Source organism: Lactiplantibacillus brownii, from assembly GCF_031085375.1.
In the GTDB taxonomy this organism is placed as follows: domain Bacteria; phylum Bacillota; class Bacilli; order Lactobacillales; family Lactobacillaceae; genus Lactiplantibacillus; species Lactiplantibacillus brownii.
In genome coordinates, this window is the sequence record NZ_JAVCWF010000001.1 from 767,232 (window position 1) to 782,232 (window position 15,001).

Consider the following 15,001-nt stretch of genomic DNA (forward strand, 5'->3'; position numbering starts at 1 on the left):
TCGTAAGTTAACACGATCAACAATTACTAGACTTATGTAAACTAAATTAGTCTAGAATTTTTGGAGGGGAATCATATGCTAAAAGGACGTTTTTTACGGGGAATTATGGCGCTTGTACTGTTGGTTGGACAGTGTAGCAATTTGACAGCGCTATCAGCACAAGCTGATGAATTGCCGAATCAAACAACTGCCTCAAAACAACAGGCAGCAAGGGCACCATCAGTGGCATCCCAAGCATCGTCTCAGGCCACGCAATCATCGACGACGCAACCAAAAGCACCAGAATGGTTAACGCTGACTTTTATGACGGGATCGACGGCATGGAAACAAACACGTGTCGCACCAGGGACTAGTGTGAACATGCCCGCTAATCCGCCAGCAGGAGCTGGTCAGGTAGCCTTTGAAGGCTGGTTCACCGCACCTACCGGGGGTAAACAATATTACTTTCCGCGAAAGGTCACGAAATCACAGACCTTATATGCTCATTTTAGCGACAAATACTTAATTAATTTTAAGGATGCCGATGGAAAGGTCATTGACTCTAAAACGGTTGCACCGGGGGAGCTAATTCCTAAGACCACGACAGCGGTGACGCCGCCAACTGGCGAGCATTTTGATTACTGGATGGTCGAAGGGGACACTAGTCAAAAAGCGTTTGATTTTAAGTCGACCAAAGCCAAGCAGAATCTCGTATTGGTGCCTAAATTTTCAGCACAACGGACGATTATTTTCTTTTCGGAAGGGTCACAAGTTGATCCTGAATACGTGAAAGAAAATGGCCGCGTGACGCAGCCTGCCGCACCCAAACGTGATGGCTATCAATTTGTGCGTTGGTCGACACAACGAGACGGGGCAACGGCCTATGATTTTGCAACACCAGTCAAGTCGAATGTGACGTTGTACGCGGTGTGGGCGCCGATTCAAGTGAAGTATACTATTGCGTATTGGTTGGAAAAGCCCAATATCAGTGGTGATGCCGGGACGACTAAGAGCAATTACCGCTATGCTTGGTCGACCACTGCGACGACGGATGCTGGAAATAACGTCACGATTGATCAAACTAAAGCGGACCAATTAAAAAATGGTGATACCGCCGGAGTGGCTGCACTCAGGTATGGTGAATATGGGTTTAGCGAAAGTAAAAAGGTTAGCGGCAATGGTCAAACCGTGATTAATGTCTATTACAAACGAATCGTTTATAAAATTGACTTTAACCTAAATAGCAACACTCATACGACTTCCATGAGTGCTAATGGGCAGACCTATTACGGGGATGGGGAACAGTATCAACTGGCTGCAAAATATGGACAAGATATTGGTCAGTATTGGCCGACAAATTATTTTAGTGCAACTAGCGTGTTTGATACATGGGCTGGTGCACCAATTCTTTTAGTTACTAAACAGCTGGTCATGAATGCAAGTATGCTACCTGTAGGTGATCCATTAAGGTACACATTAACTGCAAATTGGTCAACTAATCAAACTAGAATTCCTGCTATTTATATGTTTGAGAGCTTGGATGGTACTGGCACAGAATATAATGACAGATATTATCAGGAGGATGAACGCTATCGTGATTTAGTGACGAACATGACCTTGTTGGCTAAAGATATTCCAGGTTTTGATGATGTCCATGCTACAGTCGTGCGTACTCCCGAAGCTTACACGCTTTATTATCCGCGCAAGCAGTATACGCTGGCTTATAATCCAGTGGGTGGGCAACTTGGAAAAGATACCAACGATAGTATCATGCCGTATCAGAAAAAGATTACACAGCCAGCGGACCCAACTCGTACTGGGTATACTTTTGCAGGGTGGTATCAGGATGCAAATTATCGTGAAAAGGTTGATTTTACTCATTTAACCATGCCGGACAGTAATTTAACTTTGTATGCTAAGTGGGAATCCATCAGTCACAAAGTGAATTATTTTGATGATTTAAATGGGACGTGGCTGTTTCAACAAGGCTACGGTACCGATGAGTATGTTAATTTTCCAGCAGAATACGTTAAGGGAGACACATTCACTAATGGCAAAGGAGTCTTCAACGGGTGGTTCTGGCAGATTGGTGAATCCGATGTTGAATTTGCCGATACGATTCCGATGACTCGTGATATTGATTTGTTTGCTAAATGGTTGACCAGTGGCTATCGCGTGAGCTACTTGGCCGGTAATGGTACTGGGACGGTACCACAAGATCCTGACAGCTATGACCTCACTAAACAAGCAGTCGTTAAGGCTGGTCCTGACTTAGTAGCGCCAGCAGCCAAAACATTTATTGGCTGGACGTCGAATCGTGATACGAGTGTCCATTATGCCACGGATAAAATGGCGGTACATGGCGATACGAAATTAACCGCGGTCTATGCGAATAAAGCCGACCTGATTGCTCTGACTTATCATGCGGGCGACTACGATGGTCATCCGGCAGCGGTTTCACAAGTTGTTTTAGGGCAATCAAACGTGGACTTAAAAGGGGCTATTTTTAATCGCAAAGGTAAGACACTCGTTGGCTGGAGCAAGACGCCCAATGGTGCAAAGGACTATGATCTTGAACAAGCCGGGGTGGCTTTAGGCCAAACGGATACAGATTTATATGCGGTTTGGCAAGCCCAATCAGTCAATGTCACTTTTGTGCCTGGCGATAATGGGACACTTGACTACGGTGGTCAAGGGGCCACCGTCAGCACGGATTATGGCAATCAATGGCAAGATCGAACGTTTGCGATTCCGACAGTCGTCCCCGATGCTGGCTATAAATTTGCCGGTTGGAGTCCAGCTTTGCCGGCCGAGACGGACCGTTTAACTAGTGATCAATTTTATACGGCTCAATTTGTTAAAAAGGTCGCGGGTTCGGTAACCGTACGCTATTTGAATGAACAAGGTAAACAGATCGCTGCGGACAAATTGATTTCCGGAATAGAAGGCGATCATTATGATGTCAGCGGCAGCGACTATGCGATTCAAAAGTTGGGTGACTATGACTTAATTGCGACGCCAGAAAATGCACAAGGTACGTATAATGAGTCGAATACACTGGTCATTTACCGTTATCGTAAACGGCTTCCGGTCGCTAATAGTACGGTAACCGTAAAATATTTGGATGAACATGGTCAGACTTTGAAAGACGACTTAGTTGTGACGGCTAAACCGGGTACAAGCTACGATCTGCGAACTTCTGAAGTTGCCATCAAAGGTTATCATCACGTTAAAACGACCGGTAACTTGCAAGGAACTGTTACGAGTGCGCCAATCATCATTACGCACCAATACGCCAAGGATGCAGCGGCACAAAGCCAAATTAAAGTGACTTACGAAGATGAACAAGGGCAAAGCTTGCATGCGCCACTAACACTCACGAAACCAGTGGGAGCGACTTATGATGTTCGAGACTCGCAACGTCAGTTTGCTGGCTATCATTACGTTAAAACGATTGGTGCTTTACAAGGAATTGTGGCTAGTCAGCCAATGACAATCAGACATCAATATGCGAAGACGATTTTGCCAGCAGCAGTAGGCCAGGTTAGTGTTCGCTATATTGATCAAGCGACTGGTCAAACGCTACATGCGCCTTCAATCTTACAAGGAACCGTTGGCGATGATTATCAGGTCGCGCCAATAGCCATTGCCGGTTACCAATTTACAGGGGTGACTGGGAACTTAACCGGGCAGTATTCGGTGAAACCACAAGTGGTGACCTTGTCTTACGCTAAAGTTGTGGTAGACAAAGCCATTCAGCAACCGCAACCAGAAGCGCCGAAAACTGAGTCACAATCAGTTGCTAAAAATAATCAATCACCATCAACAACCGCGCCGGTAGCCATGGCAGATGAAGTTGTCGCGTCACGAGCACCAGTCAACCGTATCTTTAATGAGCAGACCCCTACGCCTAAGACTAAGCTGCCTCAGACGCAGGAACATGAAGTTAAAACTCTGTGGATTGGGATTGGTTTCGTTGTGTTGGCGCTGGCTTCCATGAGTTATGGTTATGCTGAAAGTCGTCGTCGACAACGTCACTAGTGATTTTTTGAACGAGATCGTAATTAAAGCCAATGTGCTGCTGAAAAGTAGCCATTGGCTTTTGTAAGTTATCGTTATTAATTGGATCATATAAAATAAATGTCTTATAAAAGTTGATGAAGTTTATTGTTAATGTTTGTCGGAGTAGCGATGCGGTGATGTTAATGTGAGACTATTCCTTGATTTATAAAGGCTTGAATCAATTTTATTATCATTTTTTGGTAATTTATTTATTTATTTCTGCTAACTGTTGACAACGCTTACAATATCGCTTATTCTTAGTTCGTAAGGTATTTAGTTACCTTCTAATCAATTCTCTTTCTCTCTTATGCCGACCACTATCTTTGGATAGTGGTTTTTTATTTGTCTGACATAGTGACTAAGTGTACGAGCTATGGCATGGTCTCACAGATTAGACTTTCGCTAAGTTGACCAGTCAGCAACTTTTGACACTGCTCGCAACCCTCGCTATACTAAAAAATGAAGTGAGGGATTCGTTTTGAAAAATCATGAAGTCTTGGATTTAATTCAAGAAATTACGCGTAATGATGGCACAACTTACATGGAAATTGGTAATATGGTCATGAATGGTCGTGCAGAATTGGCGGCTGAACGTGGCTTTATTAAACAGGTACGGATTTTGCAATTGAATATTCCACATTCAACGCATGTGGTGAAGTATCAAGCTTATATTAATGAAAATTTTGAAATCCCGGATGAATCCATGGATCATTGGGAAGAGTGGACTAAAACGCCTGATATGCAGGCAGAAGTCGATATGATCTTGACAGAAAATCATATTGGTTAAGTGATGAGACACCAGTCGAACTGGTGTCTTTTTTGGTGTCGCTGGGTGATGAAAGTGGTATCGTAGACCAAGGTAAAATGAGAGGAAGATCCCATTGAGGAAAGCATTATTACAATTTATTCAAAGTCGATTTCAAACACGATTTCGGTTTCGCAATGAATTTGAAACAATTCTAACGCTAAAAATATTACTCCGCTTAATTACGGAACATCCCGAAAGTTTATTATTGACCAAGCGTGACGTTGAGAACATGGTTGGTCAGCCACTAGACGCACCGGAGTTGCAACGTGATTATTTCCCCCAACGGTCAATTACGTTGCTAGAAACAGCCTTAGACGAGCTCACAACGCTAAGTGTGGTGTGCCAGCAAACGACCGGACGGACACGATACCCATTATTTCAAAGCATTCAGATTGATCAAACTTGTGAACGGATCGTGTTCAATTTAAATGTGGCGGTTTTGCCAAAGTTGACGCAGTGGTCAACAGAATTAGTACAAGGATAGGAGTAATTAAATCATGACCGATTCAGTTAGTGACCTTTTAAAAGCGCACCGAACGCACCGCAATTTTACTGATCAGCCGGTAACCGATGAGACTTTGGCGACGATTATTACGGCCGCACAACATGCACCTACCAGTCAGTATTTGCAAGCATATAGTTTAATCGAGGTGACGGACCCAACTATCCGACAGGCGTTGGCTAAAATTACCACTCGTGCTACGGTGGCGACGCAAGGTCGTTTACTGGTCGTGTTGGCCGATCAACATCGTAATGCGAAATTGGCCGCGACGCCAGTAGCTAAGCGTGCCTTGACCGAGTTAGACCGATTTATGGGCAGTGTTGAGGATGCCACACTGATGACCGAAGCCATGGTGATGGTTACCGAAAGCTTGGGTCTGGGGAGCGTGGTCTTGGGATCAATCAATAATGATACACAAGCGGTGATTGACTATTTGCATTTGCCAGCCTTAACGTTGCCTGTATTTGGTTTCCAACTGGGTTATCCAGCGACTGAACCAGAAACTAAGCCGCGGTTAGGCTTGCCAGCGTTGCTCTTTAAGAATCAGTACGTTGAGCCTGAACGTTATCAAACTGAATTAACCCGATTCGATCAGCGGCTACATACCTATTATCAACAACGTGGCGGCAATGCCCGTGATGAACATTTAGCCAATATGACTCGCGAAGCACTCGGTACCGCAGCTAAACGGCGTGACTTTTTAACCATTGCACGACGCCAAGGGTTTTTGCCAGAAATTGAGGATTAAGTGATGAAAAAGGAACGGTTTGAAGCCTTTACGGATGCCGTAATTGCCATTATTTTAACCATTTTGGTACTAGAAATTCATTTACCAAGCCATGACCATTCGTAGCAGGCACTGGTTGGCATGGCTCCACAATTTGGCGCGTACGTATTAACGTTTATTTTTATCGCTACCATGTGGGTCAACCATCACTACATGTTTAGCGAGGTTAAGGTGATTAATACTCAAACGATTTGGCTAAACATCTTGCTACTGTTTTTTGCTTCGCTATTGCCAGCGACAACAGCGTGGTTTGGGACAGATGTTTTCTCCAGAGTGGCTGGCGTTTTGTATGTACTGAATATGATGTTTTACAACATTGTGACGGCATTACTTCGGCGCCAAATCGTCCAACTAAATCACATTACGACGATGGGTAATCTTCTTCGCTCAGAAGTGGGATCATTTATTGTGAATACGATGACGTTGGTCGTGACGTTCTTTTATCCGCCGTTTTTATTTTTGGGGTTATTGATTAACGTTTCAATCTGGTTCGCACCACGGCCAAGCAAACCAAACAATAGGTGAGTCCAAAATTGAAAAAAGGACAAAAAAGTTAGTGCAGACGAATCGTCAATAACGATTTCGGTACACTAACTTTTTTATTACCCTTCATAAGGGGCGTGTTTAAACAATTGTGCAGCTTTAACTGCAGTTTGCCAGCCGGCGTATAAATTATCGCGTTCCGCGGCTCCCATCTTGGGCGTAAAACAGTCACCGACCTGATGTGAGGCTTTGATTTCATCTAGGTCAGACCAATAACCAACCGCCAAGCCAGCTAGGAAAGCCGCTCCTAATGCGGTGGTCTCCAAGTCGGCCGCCCGTTGGATTTCGACATTTGAAATGTCTGCTTGAAATTGCATTAACCAGTTGTTGCGAGCAGCGCCACCATCAACTTTTAAGGTTGGAATGTTGATGTCAGCGTCATTTTTCATGGTATCAATAACGTCACGTGATTGATAGGCTAATGATTGCAAGGTGGCTTTAACAAAGTCTGCGCGGGTAGAACCACGCGTCAAGCCGAAGACGGCGCCACGAGTATTGGAATCCCAATAAGGTGCGCCGAGACCCGTAAAAGCAGGGACGACGTAAATCTCATTATGATTGTGTGATTCACGTGCCAATGCTTCTGAATCCGGTGCCGTTTCAACGAGTTGCATGCCATCGCGTAGCCATTGGATGGCTGAACCAGCCACAAAAATAGACCCCTCCAGTGCGTAAGTGACTTTGCCATCTAAGCCGTAAGCGATAGTCGTCAAGAGGTTGTTGTCTGAGAGCTGTGGCTTTTCGCCAATATTCATCACGATAAAAGCGCCAGTACCATACGTGTTTTTGACCATGCCTGGTTCGAAAGCCAGTTGACCAAAAAAGGCGGCCTGCTGATCACCAGCCATTCCACTGATAGGAATGGCACTGCCATAAAAAGCATAATCCTTAGTTGTCCCGTAAACTTCTGAATTGGAACGGACCTCCGGCAGCATAGCTCGCGGAATATTTAGTAGTTTTAAAATGGTGTCATCCCACTGGAGTTCGTGAATGTTAAAAAGCATGGTTCGACTGGCATTAGAATAGTCAGTGACGTGTGCAGCCCCACCAGTCAGTTTCCAAACTAACCAGGTATCGATCGTGCCAAATAACAGCTCGCCATTTTCAGCGCGTTGTTGTGCGCCGGGAACGTGGTCTAAGATCCAGCGAATTTTCGTTGCTGAAAAGTAGGCGTCGGTGACGAGCCCCGTATGCCGATGAATTAAGTCGCCGGCGCCGACATCAATGAGTTGATCAGCTAGCGGTGCCGTTTGCCGTGATTGCCAAACAATGGCGTTATAAATGGGTAAACCGGTGTGCTTGTCCCACACGACCGTCGTTTCCCGTTGATTGGTGATCCCAATTCCCTTAATTTGATCAGGTTGAATACCAGAATCGATGAAAACATTGGCAATAGTCGATGAGACCGCATCCCAAATCTCATTAGCGTTGTGTTCAACCCAGCCCGGCTGGGGAAAGTATTGCGGAAATTCACGTTGCGAATCGGCGACTTGGTGACCAGCGTGATCAAAAATAATTGCGCGCGTACTGGTCGTGCCTTCGTCAATGGCCATGATATATTCGGCAGTCATACAATTTTCCTTCTATCTTTAAACAATTTTAATTATTTGAAATCGTTAACATTAAGGTTAATAGTAGCATGCCAGCGAAAATTTGTGAATATTCAGTAAAAACCGACCTTAACCCGGATTGTCCGTAAATTGAACTAATCTTTACCTAATTTTAACTATACCAATTTTCGTATGATGAAAGGGATACCATCACTAGTACCATTGATTACGGCTTTAATGCCGGTTAGTTACGACATTGAACTAAAACTTGTGTCCAATTGAATAATAGACCAATCCGGTTATAATGGACTTCCAATGAGTTAAATCTAAACTTTCTGGAGGTCCCGCGCATGCAAAAAACAAGATTCTTTTTAAAAGGTTCCGCGGCAGAAACCCAATGGCTTAATCAACAAGCTCAGCATGGTCAGCAGCTCACTCAGATTGTTGGTTGCCGTTATCAGTTTGAGGCGGTTGATAAGCCTGGGCAAGTTTTAGCCGAGTATTTACCCGCAGCAACGTTGACTGCCATGGCCGAAACGTTTAAGCCGTTGGCAAGCTACCGTTTTAAACACAATAAAATGGCCGTGGCTTATTCTTGTGTCACCGGCGATGAGCGTGTCGTTAAGGCGGATGATAATTATCGGTTGACGGTAACCCGGCAAGCGCGTGATTATGCGTTAAATTGTGTTAATGGTGCCATCGTTGGCTTTTGGTTACTGATGTGTGCCGCAATTCTATTAGCAAATCAAACGCGCGTGATGATACCAACCAAGGTTTTCTTAGGCGGCTTAGGCTTGGGAACCGTGCTGGTGGCGTTATTAGTCACGGCTAGTCTCATTGCCGCGATTCGGTTGCACCGGCAAGTTCATGCTTTGGTGCAACTGACCGGTAACGATAAGAACACGTGGAAACCCACCTTTCACGTGATGTTTCGACATCAAAAAGACGTGCCGGACACTGATCAATTCGGTGAACTAGGTAAGTGGCTACTGTCAGTGCATAACAATAAGGGTGATTATTACTTCGATCTACGTTCCAGCTTAAGTGAGTATGACATTAGAAGCACGATTCAAAAAGTCGTGAATAAAGAAGATTTTACTGTGATGTCATGCTTCGGACTCTATCCACTATAGGATTGTCGGTTAATTTTTAATGTGAATAAATTAAAACTAAATTAGAAAAATAATTGCTTTACATCTGGTGATTGTGTTATAACTATTGAGTAGCAAAATTGCCCAGTAGTTCAGCGGTAGAATAATTGACTGTTAATCAAGAGGTCGCTGGTTCGATCCCAGCCTGGGCAGTTAGTAAGTAAAAGCGGTTTGAGCGGTATCTCGTCAAAGAGGTACCGCTTTTGACGCCAGACGCTTAGTTTAGGACATGTTCAAACTTAAATCACACTTTCATCACGAAAAAGATGTCTGACAAACCTTGACTATTCTTGACTAAAAACGTATACTTACTATATAAAAGTAAGTAAGAAAATCACTTACTGTAAACTTAGGAGGAATTCATCGTGACAGTAAATTTATATTATTCAACATCTAGCAAGTCGAGCCGTAGTGCACGTGCATGGTTGGTTGCTAACAACATTGCTTTCAATGAACGCGACATTATTGCGAACCCTCTAGATCGCGATGAATTGAAACAAATCCTCCGGCTAACTGAAAATGGCTTCGAGGACATTGTTTCAACGCGTTCTAAGGCTTTCAAAGCATTACACATCGACTTATCAGAGTTAGGGTTCAATCAACTCTTAGATCTATTAGTTGAAAAGCCACAATTACTCAAACGGCCAATCATTTATGATGGGCGTCGTTTACAAATCGGGTACAATGAGGAAGACATTCGAGCATTTTTGCCACGTTCAGTGCGTAAGTCTGAATTACGTGAAATTCAACAGAAACTATACAATGACGACCAACAAGCAGTTGGCTAATCATTATTTGGGATTCCAGTTCACGCTGGAGTCCTTTTTTTTGCAAACGTCTAGTGGGTAGCAGGTCAATTTGAAGGTTCAATCCTCATTATGCCAGCAGATTAGTTGTTGAATCTGGGCAGATTGAGTACAATTTAATGAGTCGTTGGGTTCAACTGTCGAATTGTAGCCTAATCGTTTGTCTCTGTTGAACAGATTGTGTTGCCTAGTCAAAGGTCTCGACACCGTAAGCGGCCTAGTCTACTCTGACATTAAATCATGGTTGTAATTAAAGTAATATTGATAATTTTAATATCTACAAAAGCCAATTGATATAAGGACTACAGATTAGCGCAGGTTGGGCTGGTCGATGCTCAGTGGTGAAATTTCTCTTAGCTGGTGAACTTCCAGCTTAGAGAAAGCCCGGCTTGTGAGACCGATTCTTGGCTCACAAACGTGGCCACCACGTTCCAGCATCATGCCAGCCCAACCGGAGCAGCAAGCAAAGATGATCGTTATGAGCGTGACGCTACGATGGTTTAACGATGGTTAGCTTCAGGGCTAAAGACAATTAAAGGGGTATTAGTGATGAGTGAAAAAGACCAATCAGCATGGGCAATTTCAGAATTAAAGAAATTGCAAACCACGGATAATCAAGCTGTGATCGCTGGAATTATCAAAGTAATCGATGATCAACAAGCAGAAATTGACAGCTTGCGCGGTTCAATGGAAGGGCAGCTCTGGAGCCCGAACAGTTGGAAAAAAGATCAAGACGAACAGCATCGTCAGAATTAAAAATAACCTGAATGATTAAAGAGACCACCAAACAAGCAGCTGAGCTGTCCGTTTGGTGGTCTCTTTTTTGGGCTCTTTAGTTGATTATAACGATGATTTATCAGTAACTGTGGGTTTAACGAACCAAGCAATGATCGCAACGAGCACAATAACGATCAAACAGAGCCAAAGTGCTAATTGAGTGCCTAGTTTTGTCTGAGTAATGGTGGACTCATGTGGCAAGAGCGTGGTCCCAGTCGCAAGTAAGGCCGCCATAATGGCTGTTCCAAGTGAGCCGGAGTATTGTTGCAACGTATTAAAAGTCGCATTACCATCACCTAATTGTGGTCGTGGTAATTGTTGTAAACCATAAGCCAACGTATTGTTGAACATGAAACTAAACCCAATTTGGTAAAGGATAAATAACCCGATGATGATTGGGATTGAGAGTTGTTTGGCGAGCAATGCAAAGAGCAAGGTAGCTAACAATAAAAAGGCGCTCCCAAGTCGTAAGGGCTTAACGATCCCGACGCGATCCATGAACTTACCAGTCAGTGGCGATAGAACGGCAGAAGTCAAACTCCCAGCCAGTAACATCAAACCAGAAACCATGGCGTCTTTGTCTAAGGCCAGCTGTGTAAAGTTTGGCAATAAGAAGGTCAGTCCAATTTGAATAAATTGAATCAAAAAGTAGATTGCGAGGGCTTTGTTAAAGGCCGAATTATGGAAGATAGCGATATTGATTAGCGGATGCTGGCTCTTTTGGGCGCGGGTGATAAAACCAATTAAGGCTAAAACGGCTAATAATACCGGCAGCCAGCAATTAAATGAGGTGACGCCTTGTGTGCCGGCAGCATTGACGCCCCAAGTCATTAAGCCTAAAGCCGCAACAATCAGTATGAATTGTCCCCAAGGAAAGGGCTTAGCGACTGGTTGCGTTGTTTGCCGAATATTTTTGACGGTAATGAGCCAAGCAATGATCCCAAACGGCAAGGTGATCCAAAAAATTAAGCGCCATGAAAGCAGTTGTGTAACGAGTCCTCCATAGGTAGGTCCTAATGAGGGGGCTAGCGCAATTAACATGCCCGCGGTACCCGTGAATTTACCTTGTTCTTTAAACGGAATTTGGCTCATGATTTGTGCAAAAACTAATGGCAGTGCAAAACCGGTCCCAATTGCTTGAATGATTCGACCAGTGAGCAACACCCAGAGACTCGGCGCGGTGGCACACAACAGGCCACCAATCACAAAACCGATCCCACCAACGTTCACAATCGTGCGCCAATGAAAACGATTCTGGGTAAAGGCTGCGATGACCATGGTGGCAGCCACTGCCAATAAATAAGCGGTGGTTACCCACTGAACGGCGTTTAAAGACGTCTGAAATTGGGTCATTAAAGTGGGAAAGGTGACGTTCATCGAGGTTTCGACGAGGACACCACAGAATGCTAGACCAGCTGCACCGAAAATAGCACGTTTGGTCGTTGGTTCGATTAAATTTGAACTTGTTGACAAAAAAAGACCTCCAATTGTTCAAGGCAAAGTCCGTTTCAGTAGTTGAAACGATACTTTTCCCTAACAACTCGGCGGCCGTCTAAAAGATATACAAGCATCTGGTTAACTATTACCTTGACATTTTTTACTAACATTAACAGTATACCGCAACCAAGACCGAAAACGTCAATAAATTAAATTGAGTTGACCTGCGAGACTGACGGTTATTGCTCAACTTTTGAAACGTAAAGGTGGCGGGCTACCGCGGTATTAATCAGGACCTCACGTTGTTGCGAATCTAATAACGTGATGATGGCAATATCGTTGGCTTTGCCGACACAGGTGAAAATTTGTTGGCTGGCAATCTGACTGTGTTGGCAGTAACGAATCGTACTGACGGTTTCTAAATAACTCTCAATCATAATGGTCTGACCACTAGTAATGGTTTCTAGTGAATGCCAAGCGGGGCCTGGCTGATTGGCTTGGATATTAAGTTGACCACCAAATGGGCTACGTTGTGGATGATTTAGTTGTATATCTAATTGTCGCAGTAATTCTGGATTATCAATCGCAGCCATTAACCAGGCCTGTTCAGGAATCACTGGGAGTGGTAATTGGATTATTTTGGCTAACCAAACTTCGCATAAGCGGTAGCGATACATTAATTGGCAGACTTGTTGGTAACCGGCCGTCGTCAATGAAATGCCATGATATTTTTGCCGTGTCACGTAACCCGCGATAACCAAATTGCCAACAGCTTCCGTCACCGATCCCGGTAGAACCCCCATGAGTGTCGCAATTTGCTTATTGGTCGTGTGTTCTTTAGTAAAACTAGCCTCATAAATAGTTTTCAAATAATTGCTAAAACTGTCACGCATAAAAAATAACCCCCAAACAACTTTTTTCTAGGTATACCTAAAAAACATTTCAATTTTATATTATTTATTGTATAATAACAACTGCTCATATAAATTAAACGAAATAAAGGGGGAACTTTACTTGAGCAAAGAAAACGTAAAGACCGGTCAAAAACATAAGTTAATTCAATATGCGAATGGCCCGTCACTAGAAGAGATTAATGGGACGATTGAAGTCCCTAAGAACCTTAATTTTTGGAAAACCTTGTTTGCCTATTCTGGGCCAGGTGCGTTAGTTGCCGTTGGTTACATGGATCCAGGGAATTGGTCGACCTCAATTACTGGTGGGCAAAATTACCAGTACATGTTAATGTCTGTCATCTTGATTTCAAGTTTGATTGCGATGTTGCTTCAATATATGGCAGCTAAACTTGGGATCGTGAGTCAGATGGATTTAGCGCAAGCGATTCGGGCCAGAACCAGTAAGTCATTAGGGATTGTACTATGGATCTTAACTGAGTTTGCGATTATGGCGACCGATATTGCGGAAGTTATCGGGGCAGCTATTGCCTTGTATTTATTATTCGGAATTCCATTAGTGATTGCGGTTTTCATTACTGTTTTTGATGTCTTAGTTTTGCTATTATTGACCAAAATTGGATTCCGTAAAATCGAAGCCATTGTGGTTTGCTTGATCCTAGTTATTTTGTTTGTGTTCGTTTATCAAGTTGCACTGTCGAATCCTGACTGGGGTGGCGTAATTAAGGGCTTAGTCCCAACTGCGGCCACTTTCTCAACGTCACGTAGTGTTGCCGGAATGACGCCATTATCTGGGTCATTAGGGATTATTGGGGCTACCGTGATGCCACATAACTTGTATTTACACTCAGCTATTTCACAAACACGGAAAATTGATCATAGTGATGAAAGTGATGTTGCACGGACGGTCAAATTTGCCGCTTGGGACTCTAACATTCAATTGACCTTTGCCTTTGTCGTTAACGCTTTACTGTTGATCATGGGGGTCGCAGTTTTCAAGAGTGGCGCGGTTAAAGATCCATCATTCTTCGGACTTTATGAAGCCTTGTCAAATACGTCAATGCTCAGCAATGGTATTTTAATTGGGGTTGCCAAGTCTGGGTTACTGTCAGCGTTATTTGCGATTGCACTATTAGCCTCAGGTCAAAATTCAACGATTACGGGGACTTTGACTGGGCAAGTGATCATGGAAGGCTTCGTGCATATGCGGATGCCACTATGGTTACGGCGGTTGGTGACGCGGCTTATTTCAGTTATTCCAGTATTGATTTGTGTCATGCTGACTAGTGGTAAGAGTGCCATTGATGAGCATACGGCGCTGAATAATTTGATGAACAATTCGCAAGTGTTCTTAGCCTTTGCGCTCCCATTCTCAATGTTGCCATTGTTAATGATGACAGATAGCAAGGTTGAAATGGGGAATCGGTTTAAAAACTCGATCGTTGTCAAAGTATTAGGTTGGTTGTCCGTCATTGGGTTAACCGTTTTAAACATGATTGGGTTGCCAGATGCTGTTTTAGGATTCTTTGGGGACAATCCAACGTCTGGCGAACAGCTGATTTCTAAAATTATTGCTTACGTCTTAGTTGCGGCTATTTTGGCCTTGCTGGTCTGGACCGTCTACGATTTACGACGGGGCAATCAACGTTATGCTGAACAACAAAATGCGATTAAGGATGGTGAATAGC

Annotated in this window: 11 protein-coding genes, 1 tRNA gene and 1 pseudogene; 10 read left to right on the top strand and 3 right to left on the bottom strand. The window is 43.8% G+C overall.

What is annotated here, in order from left to right; all coding sequences use genetic code 11:
* The first annotated feature begins 75 nt into the window (after positions 1 to 75).
* The 5 genes and pseudogenes from RA086_RS03220 (at position 76) to RA086_RS03240 (ending at position 6,663) form a co-directional block, all read left to right on the top strand.
* Positions 76 to 4,020, top strand: a complete 3,945-nt coding sequence (locus RA086_RS03220; RefSeq protein WP_308702473.1) for an InlB B-repeat-containing protein — start codon at positions 76 to 78, stop codon at positions 4,018 to 4,020.
* Between the two features lie 499 nt (positions 4,021 to 4,519).
* Positions 4,520 to 4,828 carry a hypothetical protein gene (locus tag RA086_RS03225; RefSeq protein ID WP_308702474.1) on the top strand — a complete coding sequence of 103 codons (309 nt, stop codon included), beginning with the start codon at positions 4,520 to 4,522 and terminating at the stop codon, positions 4,826 to 4,828.
* A 94-nt stretch (positions 4,829 to 4,922) separates the two neighbouring features.
* The gene (locus RA086_RS03230; protein ID WP_308702475.1) at positions 4,923 to 5,333 is read left to right on the top strand and encodes a hypothetical protein; all 411 of its coding nucleotides are present in this window, start codon (positions 4,923 to 4,925) and stop codon (positions 5,331 to 5,333) included.
* Positions 5,334 to 5,346: 13 nt separating this feature from the next.
* Entirely contained in the window at positions 5,347 to 6,099 is a 753-nt protein-coding gene (locus tag RA086_RS03235) for a nitroreductase family protein (RefSeq protein WP_308702476.1), read from the top strand.
* Positions 6,100 to 6,102: 3 nt separating this feature from the next.
* A pseudogene (locus tag RA086_RS03240) lies at positions 6,103 to 6,663 on the top strand (TMEM175 family protein).
* A 77-nt stretch (positions 6,664 to 6,740) separates the two neighbouring features.
* On the opposite strand, the gene glpK reads toward RA086_RS03240, so the two are convergent.
* Positions 6,741 to 8,252 carry a glycerol kinase GlpK gene (glpK, locus tag RA086_RS03245; protein WP_308702477.1) on the bottom strand — a complete coding sequence of 504 codons (1,512 nt, stop codon included), beginning with the start codon at positions 8,250 to 8,252 and terminating at the stop codon, positions 6,741 to 6,743.
* Between the two features lie 329 nt (positions 8,253 to 8,581).
* On the opposite strand from glpK, the gene RA086_RS03250 reads away from it, so the two are divergent.
* The 4 genes from RA086_RS03250 to RA086_RS03265 all read left to right on the top strand — a co-directional run bounded on the left by RA086_RS03250 (position 8,582) and on the right by RA086_RS03265 (position 10,944).
* On the top strand, positions 8,582 to 9,364 hold the full coding sequence (locus RA086_RS03250) for a hypothetical protein (protein ID WP_308702478.1): 783 nt from the start codon (positions 8,582 to 8,584) through the stop codon (positions 9,362 to 9,364).
* A gap of 99 nt (positions 9,365 to 9,463) precedes the next feature.
* Positions 9,464 to 9,535 (top strand) — tRNA-Asn (locus tag RA086_RS03255).
* Positions 9,536 to 9,747: 212 nt separating this feature from the next.
* Positions 9,748 to 10,170 carry a Spx/MgsR family RNA polymerase-binding regulatory protein gene (locus RA086_RS03260; protein WP_308702479.1) on the top strand — a complete coding sequence of 141 codons (423 nt, stop codon included), beginning with the start codon at positions 9,748 to 9,750 and terminating at the stop codon, positions 10,168 to 10,170.
* A 567-nt stretch (positions 10,171 to 10,737) separates the two neighbouring features.
* Positions 10,738 to 10,944, top strand: coding sequence for a hypothetical protein (locus tag RA086_RS03265; protein WP_308702480.1), 207 nt, complete (start codon positions 10,738 to 10,740; stop codon positions 10,942 to 10,944).
* Between the two features lie 84 nt (positions 10,945 to 11,028).
* Here RA086_RS03265 and RA086_RS03270 read toward each other — a convergent pair whose 3' ends face one another.
* Entirely contained in the window at positions 11,029 to 12,438 is a 1,410-nt protein-coding gene (locus tag RA086_RS03270) for a DHA2 family efflux MFS transporter permease subunit (protein WP_308702481.1), read from the bottom strand.
* Between the two features lie 203 nt (positions 12,439 to 12,641).
* The gene (locus tag RA086_RS03275; protein WP_308702482.1) at positions 12,642 to 13,295 is read right to left on the bottom strand and encodes a metal-dependent transcriptional regulator; all 654 of its coding nucleotides are present in this window, start codon (positions 13,293 to 13,295) and stop codon (positions 12,642 to 12,644) included.
* Positions 13,296 to 13,416: 121 nt separating this feature from the next.
* Here RA086_RS03275 and RA086_RS03280 point away from each other — a divergent pair, with 121 nt between their 5' ends.
* Positions 13,417 to 15,000 carry an Nramp family divalent metal transporter gene (locus tag RA086_RS03280; protein WP_308702483.1) on the top strand — a complete coding sequence of 528 codons (1,584 nt, stop codon included), beginning with the start codon at positions 13,417 to 13,419 and terminating at the stop codon, positions 14,998 to 15,000.
* Position 15,001 lies beyond the last annotated feature (1 nt).